Source organism: Legionella hackeliae, from assembly GCF_000953655.1.
In the GTDB taxonomy this organism is placed as follows: Bacteria; Pseudomonadota; Gammaproteobacteria; order Legionellales; family Legionellaceae; genus Tatlockia; species Tatlockia hackeliae.
Genome location: NZ_LN681225.1, coordinates 417,043 through 434,944 on the forward strand (window position 1 = coordinate 417,043; position 17,902 = coordinate 434,944).

Genomic DNA, 17,902 nt, shown 5'->3' on the forward strand with positions numbered 1-17,902 from the left:
AGTTAAATGCTGGCTATAAGTTGTCCTCCAGATAAACCACCATCAATAACAAGTTCACTCGCTGTCATAAAGCGTGATTCATCAGAGGCAAGGTAGGCAATGGCGTAAGCCACATCTGCATTTTCCTGGGCGAGAAGATGGCAAGCAGCTTCTCCGATGCCTGAAGCTCCACCTGTAATCAAAATCACTTTGTTAGTTAATCTCTTCATAACATGTCTGATATTTAATGCTTTAAAGTAAGGAATGCATATTAATCGATTTATTAAAAATCGCACCCTTAAATACCCAATGCTGAAATGGATTGTGCAAGCAGAGATTCTTCTTCAAGAATTGCTTTTAATTCGGCAATGAGAGCTAGATCTTTTTCTAGAGCTAGTTTAACTGGATCCTGGGAGAAAAGGAAACTTAGAACGACTTGTTCCTCCGCAAGCTCACGCAATTTTTCATGGGCTTTTTCTTTTCTACCCTCCAGTAGTTCGGTCAAATGAGCAATCATTTTGTTGCGATCGAGAAAAATGTCATAGTCGCTAAATGATAGGAAAGGCATAAATCCATTATCGCGAGCCCACGCGCAATTTGTGCAAGCCGTTATTAAAAGTGATTTTCTATCTTGAAGAGGGATTCCGCTCAATTGTTTGGTCAGCTCTAACAAATGTTTGGCATCGGTAAGTAAACCTAACATAATTTTTTTATTATACCTCCAGGCTTCTTGCTTAATTGGGGAGGGTGTCTTTTCATAGCCAGTGCATATTTTGCGTAAATCTCCAAGAATACGTTCATCATCAAAAGGTTTCTTAGGATTTAAACCAGCGATGCTCCAAAAAAGCAGTATTTCATACGCTTTTCTTCCGCGAAATAATTCACAAAGAGGGATTTTTTGATGGGCAGTAGGAGTATGTATGGTATTCATTATTACTTCGGGGAGTGATTTATTCTCACCAAGCTGCTCTGATGAAAAGAGATAGAAATGCCGCATACAGGTTGATAATAATAATGGATTAGCCCCTTTTTTTAGCAACTCGAGAGGACAAGTGGCTCCAACAGGTTTTTGATAGTCATAAATATGCAATAGTAAGATGGAGTCAAATAGTTTCATTGATAGCCTCTTTTTAAATACTTTGAAATTATTTAAGGCATTATTGCTAATTTTAATAAATAATGATACTTTTTAATCCAAATTAAATGCAAATAAGTTATTTTTTATTTCCCAAACGAAAAAAGGCTTTCGGTTGGAGCTAATTACTTGTGTATAAAGCTCTCAACAAGATTAGACCGATTAATTTGTGACATTGAGGTGACTCCTGTTAAAGCCAGGGCAATGCGCATTTCCTCTGCAAAAATAGTTAGTAGATTTTCTACACCTGCTTGACCCGCTGCTGCCAAAGCATAAACCCACGCGCGTCCGAGCATTACTGCGTTGGCTCCCAGAGCTAACATGCGTACCACATCAAGACCAGAGCGTATTCCTGAATCGACAACAACAGTGGTTTTACTTCCAACCGCTTCGACTATTTCTGGCAGGGCTTTGACAGTTGACAATACTCCATCTAATTGTCGTCCACCATGATTAGAAACCACAATGCCATCGGCACCGAATTTAACCGCCTCTTTAGCATCCTCTGGATCGAGTATTCCTTTAACGATTATCTTGCCTTGCCAAAAATTACGTATCCATTCCAAATCTGCCCAACTGACGGAAGGATCGAAATTTTGCTTCAGCCATTCGACATAATTTTCCAGGCCTACTGTTCTATTGAAATATTTTGAAATATTTCCAAGGGTATGAGGCCGTCCTGCAAGGCCTACTTTTAAAGCCCATGAAGGTTTTGTCATGGCTTGGAGAAGACGTTTAGGTATGACAAAAGAACCTGACATCCCTGAATGTTTATCACGATATCGTGCGCCGGACATGGGCATATCCACAGTAAATACAAGATTTTTTATGCCAACATCTTGTGCTCTTTCCAAAACATTTTTCATGAAACCGCGATCTTTGAGCACATAAAGTTGAAACCAGATAGGTTGAGGGCTTTGTCGAGCGACTTCTTCTAAAGAGCATACAGAGACGGTGGAGAGGGTAAACGGAATCTGCTTGTTCGCTGCTGCTTTAGCAGTTTGAACTTCTCCGCGACGCGCATACATTCCTGTAATACCAACGGGGCCAAGAATGATGGGCATCGCTTGTTTTTGTCCAAATAATTCAGTTTCAAGACTTAAATCGGCCACATTTTTTAAAACACGCTGTTTTAGAATCACTTGAGAGAGATCGGCTGAATTAGCTTGTAATGTTTGCTCCGCATAGGCGCCTCCATCAATATAATCAAATAAAAATCGTGGAAGTTTGCGTTTGGCTGCGGCTCGATAATCAAATGCTGAAGAGATAATCATAAAGAAATTCCGATACATGCATAGGCGATGACTTTATATTACTGAATTGATGCGAGTCAGAGAAGATAACGTCTTCAAATTAAGTTTTATTGGCACTAAAAACGGTAAGGCCTTGATTTCGAAACCAATCCTCTTCAGCAATAGCATGGGGATATAGCTCAGGGATCGCATGAATAGTTTCATAGCCGGTGGTCACAAAATAACGCTTTCCAATGAAGTAAAATTCTTTGATATCTCTTGAAGGGCTAACTAAAATATGGCCTTTGGGAACTAGCTTAAATAACTGCTGCATAAATTGCACAACGTCTTTTTTCTTTTCGAGCCCATTGCGAACACCCAAAAGATAGGGCACGAAAGCAGTGTCAAAGAATAATTTTTCCGCAGAAGTAGTAAGATGTTCAATTTCTCCTGTAAAGAATTGAATATTTTTCTCGCATTCAAAATCATCTTGGGTTGTTGTATTCATCGCTTGTTGAACAAGTTTCAACATGTAAAAAAGGTAAGAGCGACGCAGTTGTTTGGGATAAATTACCCAAGATATTAGATTACTTCGGCGTCTGATGGGTAAGCGTAAAAGAGGAGGGTACCAGCAGGTAAGTGCTGCCATTAACTCGCCAATCGACGGGTAAGGTTTGCCCTCTGCATTGAACTCTCGATAATGATAGTATTTTTTAAACGCCTTCATCCAGGCAATAGTAACAGGGTCTTTATCATAGACAATCACCGAATTCGCTCCAGCCTCTGCCAACAAAAAACAACTGTTGCCATAACCTGGAATGACCAAAATATTTTTGCCTTCAATATCGGTTTTAAGCGCATAGTGTCCCTTAGAGGGTTTGCGTAATACCGTTGATAGATAGCTTTCTGCCCCCATTGGATAGATTAATACCTCCTGATTATCGGTAAGTCTTGTTACGCGCTGGGCGATTAACCATTGCTTTTCCTGGTCACTTAAACTGGTTTTTATAGTCGCCATATGCAGTCCTTAGCGTGGTAAAAAAGAGGGGGCTGGATAGAAAAAAGTCGCCTCATGTTTGTTATAGAATAAGTTAGTTATATAAGCGTCAGGTATTGCTTGAAATGGTTCTATCGATTCTAAATCCTTTTTGCCCTGCAACTTAATCGTAAAAATAAGTTGTTTTGCTTTACGAGACTCTATCCATTTATTAATAAGGCTAAACGCGCGTTCTGGATAACAGGCAACATCGGATAAGACCCAGTCATAGGTTGTTTCTAAATGAAGAGGCTCGAGGGCAAAGGCACTTTGTTGTAAAAAACTAACTCCAGGAAGCTTGGCAATATGCGCATGTAAAGGGGCTTTATCCACTGCGGTAACCTTCGCTCCTAACGATTGCATCACATATGTCCAACCACCAGGGGAGGCGCCTAAATCCAAAGCTGCCTCACCCGGTTGAGGATATTTCTGAAGAAGCGTTAGAGCTTCCCAGAGTTTTAAATAGGCGCGGTTTGGTGGATTCACTTTGTCTTCAATAAAAAAACATTTCCCCTGTGGCCATTGTTTCAAACGTTTAGCGCTATAAACAAGAGTGTGTTGATCCAAAAGACTAAAACAGCCTATTGGAGGAATTTCAGTGATTGGAAAATGGCGCTCAAGTGGAGGGCATTTGCGCAATTGCTCTTCAATTAGTCGTGAGCGCCTTATCTGTGAAATTGGATGAAGGTACCAGAATTTTCCTGCCTGTCGCAGAATTCTTACTGCCTCTGAAATGGATTGGAATTTTACAAGCTGAGGCTCTAACCAAATATCTTGAGCAAAGCATACGTTGGGATTTTTATGGGGTGAAAAAACCAAGTCTTCTATTATCTCTGAAATTTCACCGATCTCTTCACGGAATTCATTGAGAAACGCTGGTTTTACAACATAAATGGCCGAAATGTTCGTTGCAATATTCACATTAATCTTTGTTTGAAAATAGGCAAATTATAATTAATGTGATTTATTTCAACAATGATTACTCGCCACCAAAGACAAAATAACACAAATGCGAGAAGATAAACAAAGCGATTTGCGTTTAAGGAAAGAATTGATGACAAAAAATCTTGCCGAGTTGCAACAGATAGTGGAGCAAGGCAAAGCGCCTGCGGGGTCAAGATTTGATTACCCACCTCCCATTGCAAAAAAGTTAGGTTTTAAATTAATTGCAGTGGAGTTAGGTCAGGCAACGATTGAATTGTATGCAGATCCTGCACTTCATGCAAATCCAATGGTGACTATTCACGGTGGAGTTGTTTGTGACATCGCCGATGTATCCATTGGTACTGCGCATGCAACTACATTGGATGCCAACGAAAGTTTCACGACACTCGATTTGCAAAACAGTTTTTTTCGCCCGATTTGGAAAGAGAAACTTTTGGCCATTGCCAAACCTATTAATTTAGAAAAAACAGTTAGTCGATATCACTGTGACTTGCTACGTAGCGATGGGAAATTAGTGGCGCAAGCAACCAGCACAGTGATGACTTTACGCGGTACGGATGCAAAAGGCCGTTGATTATTAATTTTTATTTCGTAGCTCAATGACGGTCACATGTAAAGGGAGTGTACCGGTATTTAAATCTTGATGTGATTCCTGTCCTTGGGCTTTGCTTAAAAAAACAGGAATTTGTTTTTCGAAATTAATCACTGTTTCTCGGCCTGATGCATAAGTCACTTTTAAGCTGCCTGCCTCCTCAGGGATGACAATTCTTGCAAAATCGTGGGTATGAAAAGGTAGTTGTTGCTGTGGACAAATGGTAGTTTTCCAAACTTTGGTTTCGTTATTTTCAATGATTAATTCACGTTTGGTTTCGCAAGTCTCAGCAAAGCTAAGCTGACTAACCAATAGTAAAAAAAGAGGAATAAATTTAGTCATCGTAGAACTCCCTGAGCTATGTTCTGAATACCTATGCAACAATACCATAGGTGAGAGAAATTACAATTTTAATATTAAATCATAATGCAACCGCGAGATGGTTCAGCATCATGCGACGTTTGTTGTAATTTTGCTTCGCGATTTATATCCTGGTAAATGAATAAAGCAGTTTGCAATATATCATTAGCCAGGGTTTGCTCTTTATTCTGTTCGATAAAATTGACTGAGTTTTTAGTAAGGAGTTGCACGCAATCTGCATGCTCCTTACTAAAAAAATTTGCTTGTTTAAATGCCCCCATAGCAGCAATGGAGGTGGCAGCGGAGTCATTAGGGGATAAATCAGCGAGATAATTCAGGGTTGCTTGCAACGCATTATTGCTTAGATAAACCAATAAACTTTTAGCTCGGCAGTGAAATAGATAATCTTCCCGGGAAACAATTTGCTGCAATATGTTTTTTAATGGTTGAGTATTGCCTACAAAATTCAACTTGGGTAATTTTTCTAAGACCGATATTTCCAAAGTTTGCAACTCGTCCAAATAATTTATCCAGTCCTTAATATCTTTAGCAAGTTGTGAATTTGTAACATGGTCACTTTTCAAAAAAGTAGCCAGAGTCTCGGAAAGAGCAGAAATTGAGGTAGTTGTTTTCAGTTCTTTAAGTAGATTTTTTATATAAACCCTCGTTGCTTCATCTTCTTCTTGCTGGAAATAACGCTGTAGTTTAATACTATAAATATCGAGCAACTCAGAAATCATAACAACCTCAACCACTAATCACGTAAGCCGACTCCTTTTTTTAATAAAACCATATTTAATGCAGTCAGCAGAACAACCATTATGCAAATAATGATCATAGCGGTCAAGATATTTACTTCTTGCTGTCCAATCATTGCGTAGCGAAGTGCATTGACCATATAAAGAATGGGATTAAGATGTGAAACAGCGCGCCAGAAGGGTGATAGCATGTCTGTCGCGTAAAAGACGCCTCCCAAATAAGTCAAGGGAGCAAGAACGAAAGTCGGAATAATCATTACGTCGTCAAAATTACGAGCAACCATAGCGTTAGTAAAACCTGCTAGAGAGAATAAAGCGGACACTAATAATACAACAACGATACTCAACAGAAGGTTAGTGAAATCTATGGTTAAGAAAAAACAAGACACAATAAAAACAAGAATAGCTACAATCAAACCTCTTAAGACGCCACCTAAGACATAACCCAGCAATAAGAGACTATCATGCATGGGACTAACCAGCATTTCCTCAATACTTTTTTGAAAACGCACGCTAAACAATGAAGTAGAAACGTTACTATAAGCATTGGTAATGACAGACATCATAATGAGTCCAGGCGCAATAAACTGGGGGTAGCTAACCCCTTGTATGGGGCCTATGCGCTCACCAATCAAACTGCCAAAAATTAAAAAATAGAGGGCTGTAGTAATTACAGGAGGCAAAAATACCTGACTGGCAATGCGAAACATCCTTATCAACTCGCGTCTTACGAGGGTATAAAGGGCAATAGATTGTTTTTTAATGGCCATGGTTAATAAGATCCAGAAAAAGTTCTTCCAAACGGTTCGTTTTGTTACGCATACTTTGAATACCAAGACCGTGCTTGGTGAGTTCAGCAAAAACATCATTGAGTGACCATCGATTATCAACTCGCAACTCAAAAGTATTGTTGTCTATTAAGGTGACAACAAAAGGTTCCATCTGTGGAAGCTCTTGAATGGGTTTTAGGGTATTAAAAATAAAAGTCTGATGATTAAGGGATTTTAGCAAGGTTTTCATTGAAGTGTTTTCAATAATTTGCCCTTGATCAATGATGGCAATATGTTTGCAAAGTTGTTCGGCTTCCTCAAGGTAATGCGTTGTTAAAACAATGGTTGTACCTTCTTCGTTGGTACGAGTTAAAAAATCCCACATGCTACGACGAATTTCTATGTCAACTCCAGCTGTGGGCTCATCGAGAATCAAAACTTTAGGTTGATGAATCAACGCGCGCGCAATCATTAAACGACGTTTCATGCCTCCAGATAAATGACGCACAATAGAATGGCGCTTTTCCCATAGACCTAATTGCTGTAAAAGTGACTCTGTTCGAGGAATTGCCAGTTGTCGGCTAATCCCATAAAATCCCGCCTGGTTTATGAGAATTTGTTCGCAGGTTTCAAAGATATTTAAGTTAAACTCTTGTGGTACTAATCCTAAACAAGATTTAGCTGCTTCTCGTTGTGTATCAAGATCATAACCTTGAATACGAATACTGCCCGATGTTTTTGTCAGTAGAGTAGTAATTAAACCTATAGTGGTTGATTTTCCTGCACCATTTGCTCCTAGCAGAGCAAAGAAATCACCATTTTCTACAGTCAAATCAATACCCTTAAGGGCTTCGACACCATTGGTATAAGTTTTTCGTAATTGCTTGATTTCCAGGGCGTGCATAAGGTTTATTTGCAGAAAAATCTAGATTATACACGAGAAATCACTGCCATAAATAATCTTCATTCTTATCATTTTCTTCCTCATCTGGCGCAGTACTCTGTCTAATTAATTTAACACGAGCTAATACTTTAGGGTCATAAACCCAATTTACTGCTGGCGACTCGGTATGGCTAAATTTTTTTTTTCAGATGTGCCTTGTTCTTTTTTGGTTGTCTTAGCTCTTTTTGCAATTTCTGCTTGTAGTTCGGAGAAGAAATTAGGTGAGCTTAGTAATTGATCTGATTTAGGTTTTTCTCTGGATTGTACAGATGGGAGAGGAGGGGGTAATTGAGTTTTTTCTTGCGTTTTATCGACGATGGGCGTGGTGGGGGGGGCAGAAATAGGTGGTGGAGTGATAGTGGGTTTTTCAATTTCCAATTTTGAAACGGGCACTTCTTGACGTGGTGTGATTGTATTCATTGTTGAGGTTAATACAGTTAATTCAGAGAGTAAGGATTGTGCTTTTTTCAGTTGTTCAACTTGTTTTTGCAGCTCAGTTTGATCGTTAAGTTGCTTTTTAAGTTGTACGTTTTCTTGTTGCAAGCGCTCAATTTCTATATGCAATTCTTTATTAACGGTGGTTAATACCTTTGTTTGTTTTTCATGAGTTGTTTGCAACAATTCCAAGACGTTTTGTAATTCACGCATCAGGCTAAGCGGTTTATTTTTTTCAGGCTCAATTTGAATATGCAGACTGGGAATCTGTAGGTTACTAGTAGGTTGTATGCTTTTTTCATAATTAATGAGCAATGTGGAAATACAGGTAGTAAATGTTGAATCAGACGCGATTAAAATTAATGCTGTGGGAACGAGGTAATTAATAATACTGCGATCGTTAAAGGCTTCTTGATTATGGAGGATAACTAGATACAACACGGAAAGCGTGTCTCGGACTACTTCATAATGGGTATCCTTTCCCCATTTCATATAGCTACCCGTTCAATTGACTTGGTATTGCTCCGTGAGTGTTTTAAATAACCTAAGGAATGTCTCACTGATCGCCATCCGTGCGCTCCTATTAGTACTCCTTAGTTCATTTAACAGCAATTGGAATTAAAGTTCAACAAGTCGATCAAATGTTTGGTTAAGTTGGTCGGGTTTGGGCAATTAGATAGTTGAAAAAACAATTGTTGAGTTGTAAAAGTGGGCACAGCATCTAAAATTTTAAAAAGGGCTATTAAAGCATCAAGGTGATGCCATCACAAGGAATGACAATATGAAAACGCAAAATACGACTAAGGTCGCTGAACTTATTGTGAAATGTTTAGAAGAGGAAGGCGTTGAATATATTTTTGGCTTGCCGGGTGAGGAGAATATCGATTTTGTTGAAGCGCTTTCCAGTTCAAAAAAAATTCGTTTCATTTTAACTCGTCATGAACAGGCAGCTTCTTTTATGGCGGATATTTATGGACGATTAACGGGAAAGCCAGGAGTTTGCCTGGCCACTCTAGGTCCTGGAGCAATTAATCTTTTGTTAGGCACCGCCGATGCTAATTTAGATAGCTCTCCGCTAGTCGCGATTGCGGCACAAGCGTCTTTGGATCGTTTAAATAAGGAATCGCATCAGATTATAGATTTGAATAAGCTGTTTGCACCCGTGACAAAATGGAATGCAATGATTTCCTTGCCTTCGGTGGCACCTGAATTAGTGCGTAAAGCATTCAAGTTAGCTCAGTCAGAACGAAGTGGGGCTGTGGCATTAATTCTTCCAGAAGATGTTGCCAAACAAAGTACATTCAGTTTGCCCTTAAAGCCACAATGGCCTAAGCAAACCATGCCTAATTTGGACCAAATTAAAAAAGCAGCTATTGTTATCAACGAGGCGAAAAAGGCCATTATTCTTGCTGGTGCTGGTGTTTATCGTCATCACGCCGAAGAGGCATTAACACGTTTTGTCGAGCGTACCAAAATTCCCGTGGCGACAACATTTATGGCCAAGGGTGTTGTTCCTGCCGATAATCCTTTAGCAATTGGTACGATTGGATTTATGAGGCATGATTACAGTAACTTCGGCTTCGATGAGGCTGATGTGGTCATCACTGTTGGCTATGATTTGGTGGAATATTCACCTAAATCCTGGAATCCTGCAGGGGATAAAAAAATTGTCCACATTCATGGTATTGTTGCAGAGGTCGATAGTCATTATTCATTGGCCGTAGGTATTGAGGGAAGCATCACCGCTGCTTTGGATGTTTTGGCAAAAGAAATTAAACCGCAGGATTACAGTGCGAAGGAAACACATTCCCTACGGGCTATGTTGCAGCAGGAAATCACTGAGCATGAACACGATAACTCATTTCCACTAAAACCCCAGCGAATTATAGCCGATTTGCGCAAGGCGATGGGCGAGTCTGATATTGCTCTTTGTGATACGGGAGCATTGAAAATGTGGATGGCACGTCTTTATCCTTGTTATCAACCAAATACCTGTATTATCTCAAACAGTTTAGCCACAATGGGCTTCACCTTGCCTGGAGCTATGGCGGCAAAACTGGTCCATCCGGATAGAAAAGTAGTGGCTGTGATGGGAGATGGTTCGTTTTTGATGAACTCTCAAGAAATTGAAACCGCCAAGCGTGAAAAAATTCCTTTTGTCATTTTAATTTGGCGCGATGATGCGTATGGACTTATTCAATGGAAGCAGGATCTGGAGTTTGGACATTCAGCACACGTCACCTTTACCAATCCTGACTTTGTAAAATATGCAGAAAGTTTTGGGATTAAGGCTCATACCATAACCTCAGCTGAAGATTTGTTACCGACACTGCAATCATCACTAGCAAGCAATGAACTCGTTTTGATTGATTGTCCTGTTGATTATTCTGAGAATGTGAAATTAACCGATAAATTGGGCAATTTGACAGGATCTATTTAATAATCCATTAGCATTAAAATTAGTCTTAGTGGAAATATTAAAAACTAATCTACACTAAAATAAAGACTCAAGTGATTTTCACTTGAGTTAAACTTTTGTAAGTGGGTGTAGATATGGCTAGACATAAGCGCTCCAAAAGTGAAAGTAACCTTGGCAACTTCGTAGAAACGGGCAATCGTATTATACGTGCAGATCATTCAGAGGATGAAAATGATGTCATTGTCCTTTATCGCGGCATTAAGCCACATAGTGGGCCTTATGCAGAACAAACAGATCCTAAAAATGCAGTTATTGGCTCTAAGAAACCCTTAGACACGACAAAAGGTGTTGAGGTACACGTGGACGGGGGTACTGATAGCTCTTATATCTCCTGGACTCCATTTTATAAAGTAGCAGCTGCATTTGCAGAAGAAAAAGGTACTGTGATGAAAGGGGTCTTTCGGAGAGATGATTTGGTGCATCCTATTGCTAATTTTTTAGGTGAAACAGAATACAGTATTATTGGTACTGTTGTTGGAGCTAAACCTGTTAAAGAACAAAATAATCTAAGTCAAGAGCAAGAAACTCAGCTAAGAAAAAACTGGTATCAAGAGGCTGAGGAGATTAGAAAGGTCCAGGTAACAATCAAACAAGCTCAAAAAGCTGACCCTCTTCGCAAGAGAGAGCGGGAACAAGAGAGCGAGTTTACACCCGATGTCAAACCGGTAAGAACATGGAAAAGATTGAATTTTTTTGAGAGTGAACTGGTATCTGGGCCCGGAGTTGCCAAAAAACCTACGCTAGAAAGAACACCATCATCTCCTAATATTAAATACAAAAGCAAAGAAATGCCGACACAGGTGGTACCAAACGTTAAAGAAGGTCGACTTAATTCATCAAGGATTGCCGACAATGTGGCAGAATTTACCCAAATTGTTGAGGCTCTATATAAAGCTTTCCCTTCAAAGTGGACATCATTTCTTACTGGTGAGCTGTCTCAAGAGGGTGCCCCCCATAAAAAACTAAAAAAATTTAAAGGTTTTGCGCACGTAGAGAAAACTGGGGCTATAAGCGATTTAAGAAATGAAATCGTAAGAATTCAAGATCAATTAATTGCGGGAAAGATGGATATTGAGGATGGCATGGCTTCATTAAAACTAGCGATAGAAGAAGTAATACGAACCTCCAATAAATATCAGGAAGGAACTACTCTAGGGAAGAAGCATTCGTTGTTTGGCAAATCCTTTCAGATTACTTCAAGCAAGGTTGCATCAAAGTTAGATGAGTTTATGGAAACACATTTTGGGACAAGTAGTAAGGATATTGATCTTCCTTAATATCCTAAGGCTTTAACGTGTGCCTCTAGTTTTTATCCAGCCAGTGAGACTGTAGCGTATTTTTTTTGTTTCACAAACTTCATGAGGTAAGTCGCTGCTAAAACAGACGAAACGATTGCCAAAAGGTAGAATATTTGCAAGACGGTTATCATGCTTATCATAAAGCATTAACTCTCCGGAAAATGCTGATTCCCAATGATCATTCAAATAATACACACAAGAGATACGTCTATCTTGAGTGGTGCTAAACTGATCAACATGCTTTTTGTAAAATGTGCCTGGTTGATAAATGGCAAAATGCGTCTCAAAATCCGCAAGACCTAAAAAGAGCATGCGATTAAGTGTAAGTTTAATCTCATTAATTTTCGCAAGGTATGCGGCGACTGCTGGATTTGTTTGATTCTCCTCGAGCCAACAGATTTCATCTGTTCTTATGGAATCATTTCGTACAGCACTTTGCAAACGGCCTACTTTTGCATTTCTGAATTGGCCTGCCTCATAAAAAGACTCTGCCATGGCTCGTAATCTCTGAAAATGAGAAGGCTCTAAGAAATCATCAATAATATGAAATCCAAATTGATAGATATTATCTTCGATTGTATTAATGCATTTTACAGGGCTATTGCTCATTGACATAAAAACTTATAACTCACTAATGTTGTTCCAATAATGTTTGTCGTTGTCGCCAATCCGGTAAAAATTTATCCATTAACGCGTAAAAGCGTTTGCTGTGATTCGTTTCTAACAGATGAACCAATTCATGAACAAGCACGTACTCAAGACACGCCAAAGGTTTTATCATCAAACGTAAATTTAACCAGATACGCTTTGCGCGAATATTACACGAACCCCAACGGGTTTTCATTGTTTTTATACCCCAATCATTTACCGTAACACCAAGAACAGGTTCCCATTTACGAATTAAATTGGGGAGTAAGACTTTCATTTGTTGCCTGTGCCAGGTCTGGATGAGTTTTTCTTTGTCTTCAAATGTTGCATTTGCTTCGATATAACAGTGGATGAAATTATTTTCCACAAGAATCTTGGGGCGAGCGTTGTGTGCAATATTGACTAAGGTGTAAATTTCTCCCAAGAAAGATAATTGCTCACCTGTTTGATAAGTGGGTTGTGGTTGATGGGGACGTGCTTGGAAACGTTGTCGTTGCTGACGAATCCAATTCATTTTTGTTTTTAATTCATGATGGATTTCATCAAGGCGAAATCTTATCGGGGCACTCACTTTAACTTGTCCATCGGGCGGATAGACTCGCAAATGTAGATTTTTGATAGGTTTTCTTAAAATTTCGACAACAATGCCATCAATTTCAATGATGTGTTTACTCATAGTCAATAAAAATTTTTACAATTGATGCGTATAATAACATCTATTGCTAATATGAGAATTCTTATAAAGAAATGGTAACGTTATGCGATCTAAAATCATTTTAATTACCGGTTGTTCAAGTGGGATAGGGTATGATACAGCAATTGCATTATCAAACCGTGGCCATCATGTGTATGCGACCTGCCGAAAAGAAGAGGATGTAAAAAAGTTAAAATCTTTAGGTCTTGAAGTGGTTCAAATGAACATTGATGATACTCATTCGATTACCCTCGCCTTTTATGAAATTCTAAAGAAAACCTCAGGCCGTCTTGATATTTTAATTAATAATGCCGGCTATGGTCAGGTTGGCGCCTTGGAGGACGTGTCGCGTGATGCGTTGCGCTCGCAATTTGAAACCAATGTTTTTGGTTTAATGGATTTGACGCGTTTGGCAATACCAGTGATGCGTAAGCAAGGTCATGGACGAATTATTAATATCAGTTCCATTTTAGGCTTGATTAGTATGCCTTTTACCGGGGCGTATTGTGCCTCTAAATATGCGGTAGAGGGTTTAAGTGACACCTTACGTTTGGAGCTTCAATCCTCAGGAATCAAGGTAATTACTATTGAACCTGGTCCTATTGAAAGTCGTTTTAGAGACAATATTATCGATCACTCCTTAAAAAAGATTAATCAGGAAAAAAGTCATTTCCATCAAGAATACCAAATCATGCTAGGCGATTATCGTCAAAATAAGAGTCAATCTATTTTTACTCGCGGTACGGATGCTGTAATTAACAAGATAGTCCATGCTATTGAATCACGTTCACCTAAAACGAAATATCGCGTAACTTTGCCAGCTCATCTTATAGCATTTTTAAAACGTGTTTTAAGCGTAAAAATGTTGGATAAGATGCTTGCTTATGCTTCTAAAAGAGACTTAAAACCAAAAAATTCCAAGCTTAGTTAGTTTTATTAATTAGGGAATGATAAAAAGCGGTCTGCTGGTATGCATGGACTATCAATATACTCACCATTAATTTTTAATACCATATTTACATTGGCTCGTTGATATCGGGCCAAGACTTCATATTCGGCTTGGCTAATGTAAAGTCGAGTGTTACCGCAGTAAACTAGAGAATAAGCAGACGAAGAAGGCTTAGTGCGAGCGGGAAGATCACATTCCCAACGAAAACGTGTTAAATCGCAATTTGCAAAAGTATTGCTTAGTGGCAATATGAGCAATATTGTGGCTATACTCATGATTTTCATAGTTCCGCTCCGCGGATATCTTTTTAGTAGTATCGTCGAAGTTAGGAAATTCTTTAGAGCATAGGGAGATGTCATGCCAATGACAGAACGGTATCTAAATGCATTAAGACAAAATGATTACTTACAAGCACTTCAATGGATAGATTCCCTGGTTCAACATTATTCTGTATCCGAGGGTGATGCAGATACAATATTACAACTTGTTATTTTTGAATTGGTTCAGCATGGCTTGTCCTCAACTGATATTGCCCATGTGGAACTACTCTACGTATTTCTTGATGAGCAATTGCCACCATTTACGGGAAAGGTTGGTTACAATGCTACCGTATTTTGTAATGCCGTCATGCAGTATATGGTTTTTGAGGAAAATGAGTTGCTTCACTTTTATAAAACAGACAAACTTTTGGACGCTAAAGGTGTAAAGGAATGGATGCAACGAGAGCACGTAGAGTTTGACTCGGCAAAAAATGCTAATTTGTTGATGGAAAAATATATTGCGTTAAACAATTCTGCCTCTAAAGTGAAAAAAGAAGCACAACTTATCCGTAGCAAAATCAATTATATTCTGGATAGCCAGTCTCTAATTAAAGAGTATTTAACAAAATTAATAACGCTACAAAATTCTGAAGAATTCACGTCAGTACGGTTAGGACTAATTAACTCTTTGTATAGCTTCTTAATGGATAAAACTATATTGACGGATGATGTGGTAGAAACATTAGTCACTTTTGTAGAAAGGATTCAAAAAATGGAACCTTATCCTTGGGAAAAGGACATTTTACGGAAATTGGTGCCAAAAAAGGAAATATCACTGATTTCATCGCTGTTTGATCAATCAGCCGGAAAATTTCAGTTTTTTGTAGTAAAGGTTATCAGTGCAATGTTATCTACAACGGGGGACGAAAAAACTTCTCCCCAATCTTCAAACACTCCTAAACAGTAGCTTCATGGGCAAGTAAGTTGGTTTTATAACATAAATCGATTCGCCCCATATAACCACCCTGATTAGTTTTGCCGACGACTCGGTGGCAGGGAATAAATAACGCGATCGGATTGTTTCTGCAAGCTTGTCCTATGGCACGTGGGCTTGATTGTAGGGTAGCTGCTAATTCACCGTAGGTCACCGTACGTCCTACAGGAATGACCAATAAAGCGTTCCACACTAGTTGTTGATAAGGTGTTCCTTGAGGTTTAAGGGATAACTGAAAGCGGTGATGGGGGTTCTTAAAATAGGTATCTAATTCTGTTGCAATTAGCGGTGTTAATTGATTACGCTGAGAAGCTGTTGGCTGAGATTCAGTAAATATTGCTCGATGAACATAATGCTCATCATACTCCACTTCAAGCCAGCCTATAGGTGTGTTGAATACGGTAATGATGAGCATTTATTTAAAATTAATCTTCTTTTTTACCAGCAAGTTTTTCTTTAATACGTGCAGCACGACCAGCAAGATCACGTAGGTAATATAATTTTGCACGACGTACATCACCACGACGTTTAACGATAATGCTATCAACAATTGGGCTGTAGGTTTGGAAAACACGCTCAACGCCAACGCTATGAGAAATTTTACGTACGGTGAAAGCAGAGTTCAAACCACGATTTCTTTTAGCAATGACGATACCTTCAAAAGCCTGTAAACGCTCACGAGTACCTTCTTTTACTTTTACCTGCACTAAAACAGTGTCGCCTGGACTGAAATCAGGAATGTTTTTGCCTTGCATTTGCTCAGCGTTAATTTGATCAATAATGTTACTCATGGTCACTCCTCAAATTTGGTTATTCCTTCAACAGGAACCACCGTGTTCGTTTTTAAACTCGATAAGCAATTGCTTATCAATGTCACTTAATTCAATTTCTTCTAATAAATCCGGACGTTTAAGCCAGGTTTTACCAAGACTTTGCTTTCGGCGCCAGCGCTCGATGTCACGATGATTACCACCAAGTAACACCGGTGGAACATCCAAGCCATTTATTGTGGCGGGCCTTGTGTAATGCGGGCAATCCAAGAGCCCGTTCATAAATGAATCTTGCTCTGCTGATCTTAAATGCCCCAAGCTGCCAGGTAAGAGACGAATGATCGAATCAATAAATACCATGGCTGCTAATTCACCACCGCTTAAAACAAAATCGCCTAGCGACCATTCTTCATCAACGTGATAAGTAATGATTCGCTCATCTATTCCTTCATATCGTCCCGCTATAAAAAGCAGCGACTGATTATTTTTGGCTACCTGATTTAAATCAGCTTGCCGAATACGTTTACCTTGCGGACTTAAATAAATTGTCTTGCAAGTGGATGGTAATTGAGTCTTCGCATGATAAATCGCATCATGCAAAGGTTCGTACATCATTACCATGCCCGGACCACCACCATAGGGTTTATCATCAACCTGACGGTATGGTCTTGGAGCCCACTCACGTGGATTCCAGCAATCTACTTTCGCTAAACCTTGTTCAATTGCCCGTCCAACAACGCCATGTTCTAAAACATCAAACATTTCGGGCATCAGGGTTATTACACCCAAATGTAACATCATTAAAAATCCGCATCCCAGTCAACAGTGATAAGCTGTTGGCTAGTGTTTATGTCGGCTACAAACTGTCCTGGCAAATAAGGAACCAGATACCTTTTTTCACCTTCAACCACTAAAACATCATTGGCGCCAGTTGGCATAATTTCCACAACTGTGCCAAGCAAGATACCTTGTTGATTAACTACTTTCATGCCAATTAAATCATGCCAGTAAAACTCTCCTTCTTCCAAGGGGGGTAATTGGTCACGACTAACGGCTATGTCAGTATTAGTCAGCGCAGCTACCTGCTCTCGCTCGCTATAACCTTCGACTTGCGCGAGGATGAATTTTTCATTCACCTCAACACGCAATAATTTAAGAGGCTGCCATCGCTTATTGATGTAAGCATGCCAATCGGTATAACGCAGAATGTTATCACGTGGATCTGTAAAAGAATGAACGGTAATGAATCCTTTTATCCCATGTGGGCGACCAAAACGACCGACAACAATTCTATCTGTAACTTTATCCACTATTACTTAGCGTCTTGAGCTTGCTTCTTGCTGTATTCTTTAATTAATGAACGAACACGGTCAGAAAGTTGTGCACCAACGCTTTGCCAGTGAGCTAATTTATCCATTTCCAAGTGCAAGCGGGTTTCTTGACCACGTGCAATTGGGTTAAAGTAGCCAATGCGCTCGATGTAATTTCCATCGCGGCGTTTGCGGCTATCAGTAACAACCATATTGTAAAAAGGACGCTTCTTTGCGCCAGCTCGTGATAAACGTATAACTACCATTATTTCCTCTACTTTAGAGTGTTTACGTAAAAATGCCGTGTATTGTACG

General features: G+C 39.3%; 23 protein-coding genes. 5 read left to right on the forward strand and 18 right to left on the reverse strand.

Going from position 1 to position 17,902, the window contains the following annotated elements:
- Nucleotides 1–2 precede the first annotated feature (2 nt).
- The 5 genes from LHA_RS17130 to LHA_RS02005 form a co-directional block, all read right to left on the reverse strand.
- Complete coding sequence (locus LHA_RS17130) at nucleotides 3–209, reverse strand: SDR family oxidoreductase (RefSeq protein ID WP_197541148.1); 207 nt, start codon at nucleotides 207–209, stop codon at nucleotides 3–5.
- A gap of 68 nt (nucleotides 210–277) precedes the next feature.
- Nucleotides 278–1,096 (reverse strand): hypothetical protein, encoded by an 819-nt coding sequence (locus LHA_RS01990; RefSeq protein WP_045105057.1) that lies wholly within the window; start codon nucleotides 1,094–1,096, stop codon nucleotides 278–280.
- A gap of 143 nt (nucleotides 1,097–1,239) precedes the next feature.
- Nucleotides 1,240–2,388 carry an FMN-dependent L-lactate dehydrogenase LldD gene (lldD, locus tag LHA_RS01995; protein WP_045105058.1) on the reverse strand — a complete coding sequence of 383 codons (1,149 nt, stop codon included), beginning with the start codon at nucleotides 2,386–2,388 and terminating at the stop codon, nucleotides 1,240–1,242.
- Between the two features lie 79 nt (nucleotides 2,389–2,467).
- Complete coding sequence (locus tag LHA_RS02000) at nucleotides 2,468–3,364, reverse strand: hypothetical protein (protein ID WP_045105059.1); 897 nt, start codon at nucleotides 3,362–3,364, stop codon at nucleotides 2,468–2,470.
- 9 nt (nucleotides 3,365–3,373) lie between these two features.
- A complete protein-coding gene (locus tag LHA_RS02005; protein ID WP_052673552.1) occupies nucleotides 3,374–4,303 on the reverse strand; it encodes an SAM-dependent methyltransferase in 930 nt (309 codons plus the stop codon).
- Nucleotides 4,304–4,436: 133 nt separating this feature from the next.
- Here LHA_RS02005 and LHA_RS02010 point away from each other — a divergent pair, with 133 nt between their 5' ends.
- The gene (locus tag LHA_RS02010; protein WP_052673553.1) at nucleotides 4,437–4,901 is read left to right on the forward strand and encodes a PaaI family thioesterase; all 465 of its coding nucleotides are present in this window, start codon (nucleotides 4,437–4,439) and stop codon (nucleotides 4,899–4,901) included.
- Between the two features lie 3 nt (nucleotides 4,902–4,904).
- Here LHA_RS02010 and LHA_RS02015 read toward each other — a convergent pair whose 3' ends face one another.
- The 5 genes from LHA_RS02015 to LHA_RS02035 form a co-directional block, all read right to left on the reverse strand.
- Nucleotides 4,905–5,261, reverse strand: coding sequence for a hypothetical protein (locus LHA_RS02015; RefSeq protein WP_045105060.1), 357 nt, complete (start codon nucleotides 5,259–5,261; stop codon nucleotides 4,905–4,907).
- A gap of 74 nt (nucleotides 5,262–5,335) precedes the next feature.
- The gene (locus tag LHA_RS02020; RefSeq protein ID WP_156413534.1) at nucleotides 5,336–6,019 is read right to left on the reverse strand and encodes a hypothetical protein; all 684 of its coding nucleotides are present in this window, start codon (nucleotides 6,017–6,019) and stop codon (nucleotides 5,336–5,338) included.
- Nucleotides 6,020–6,033: 14 nt separating this feature from the next.
- Nucleotides 6,034–6,807 (reverse strand): ABC transporter permease, encoded by a 774-nt coding sequence (locus tag LHA_RS02025; protein WP_045105062.1) that lies wholly within the window; start codon nucleotides 6,805–6,807, stop codon nucleotides 6,034–6,036.
- Entirely contained in the window at nucleotides 6,797–7,711 is a 915-nt protein-coding gene (locus tag LHA_RS02030; protein WP_045105063.1) for an ABC transporter ATP-binding protein, read from the reverse strand. Before LHA_RS02030 ends, LHA_RS02025 begins: the two co-directional genes overlap by 11 nt.
- A 147-nt stretch (nucleotides 7,712–7,858) precedes the next feature.
- Entirely contained in the window at nucleotides 7,859–8,677 is an 819-nt protein-coding gene (locus LHA_RS02035; protein ID WP_045105064.1) for a hypothetical protein, read from the reverse strand.
- Between the two features lie 289 nt (nucleotides 8,678–8,966).
- On the opposite strand from LHA_RS02035, the gene LHA_RS02040 reads away from it, so the two are divergent.
- A complete protein-coding gene (locus tag LHA_RS02040; RefSeq protein WP_045105065.1) occupies nucleotides 8,967–10,625 on the forward strand; it encodes an acetolactate synthase large subunit in 1,659 nt (552 codons plus the stop codon).
- A gap of 113 nt (nucleotides 10,626–10,738) precedes the next feature.
- Nucleotides 10,739–11,941 (forward strand): hypothetical protein, encoded by a 1,203-nt coding sequence (locus LHA_RS02045; RefSeq protein WP_045105066.1) that lies wholly within the window; start codon nucleotides 10,739–10,741, stop codon nucleotides 11,939–11,941.
- A gap of 12 nt (nucleotides 11,942–11,953) precedes the next feature.
- On the opposite strand, the gene LHA_RS02050 is transcribed toward LHA_RS02045, so the two are convergent.
- Nucleotides 11,954–12,571, reverse strand: coding sequence for a 2OG-Fe(II) oxygenase (locus LHA_RS02050; protein ID WP_045105067.1), 618 nt, complete (start codon nucleotides 12,569–12,571; stop codon nucleotides 11,954–11,956).
- A gap of 22 nt (nucleotides 12,572–12,593) precedes the next feature.
- Entirely contained in the window at nucleotides 12,594–13,286 is a 693-nt protein-coding gene (locus LHA_RS02055) for a M48 family metallopeptidase (RefSeq protein WP_045105068.1), read from the reverse strand.
- A gap of 82 nt (nucleotides 13,287–13,368) precedes the next feature.
- Here LHA_RS02055 and LHA_RS02060 point away from each other — a divergent pair, with 82 nt between their 5' ends.
- On the forward strand, nucleotides 13,369–14,235 hold the full coding sequence (locus tag LHA_RS02060; RefSeq protein ID WP_045105069.1) for an SDR family NAD(P)-dependent oxidoreductase: 867 nt from the start codon (nucleotides 13,369–13,371) through the stop codon (nucleotides 14,233–14,235).
- Between the two features lie 5 nt (nucleotides 14,236–14,240).
- Here the strand turns inward: LHA_RS02060 and LHA_RS02065 are convergent, their stop codons facing one another.
- A complete protein-coding gene (locus tag LHA_RS02065) occupies nucleotides 14,241–14,537 on the reverse strand; it encodes a hypothetical protein (RefSeq protein WP_045105070.1) in 297 nt (98 codons plus the stop codon).
- Nucleotides 14,538–14,616: 79 nt separating this feature from the next.
- Here LHA_RS02065 and LHA_RS02070 point away from each other — a divergent pair, with 79 nt between their 5' ends.
- The gene (locus LHA_RS02070) at nucleotides 14,617–15,480 is read left to right on the forward strand and encodes a helical bundle domain-containing protein (RefSeq protein ID WP_147292382.1); all 864 of its coding nucleotides are present in this window, start codon (nucleotides 14,617–14,619) and stop codon (nucleotides 15,478–15,480) included.
- Here the strand turns inward: LHA_RS02070 and LHA_RS02075 are convergent.
- The 5 genes from LHA_RS02075 to rpsP are packed head-to-tail and all read right to left on the reverse strand — an operon-like array spanning nucleotide 15,470 to nucleotide 17,853.
- A complete protein-coding gene (locus LHA_RS02075; protein ID WP_045105072.1) occupies nucleotides 15,470–15,922 on the reverse strand; it encodes a methylated-DNA--[protein]-cysteine S-methyltransferase in 453 nt (150 codons plus the stop codon). The genes LHA_RS02070 and LHA_RS02075 overlap by 11 nt on opposite strands.
- 10 nt (nucleotides 15,923–15,932) lie before the next feature.
- On the reverse strand, nucleotides 15,933–16,298 hold the full coding sequence (gene rplS, locus LHA_RS02080) for a 50S ribosomal protein L19 (RefSeq protein WP_045105073.1): 366 nt from the start codon (nucleotides 16,296–16,298) through the stop codon (nucleotides 15,933–15,935).
- 27 nt (nucleotides 16,299–16,325) lie between these two features.
- Complete coding sequence (gene trmD, locus LHA_RS02085) at nucleotides 16,326–17,078, reverse strand: tRNA (guanosine(37)-N1)-methyltransferase TrmD (RefSeq protein WP_045105074.1); 753 nt, start codon at nucleotides 17,076–17,078, stop codon at nucleotides 16,326–16,328.
- The gene (gene rimM, locus LHA_RS02090) at nucleotides 17,078–17,587 is read right to left on the reverse strand and encodes a ribosome maturation factor RimM (RefSeq protein ID WP_045105075.1); all 510 of its coding nucleotides are present in this window, start codon (nucleotides 17,585–17,587) and stop codon (nucleotides 17,078–17,080) included. Before rimM ends, trmD begins: the two co-directional genes overlap by 1 nt.
- Nucleotides 17,588–17,589: 2 nt before the next feature.
- Nucleotides 17,590–17,853: a 30S ribosomal protein S16 gene (gene rpsP, locus LHA_RS02095; protein WP_045107338.1), complete on the reverse strand. Its 264-nt coding sequence runs from the start codon at nucleotides 17,851–17,853 to the stop codon at nucleotides 17,590–17,592.
- Nucleotides 17,854–17,902 lie beyond the last annotated feature (49 nt).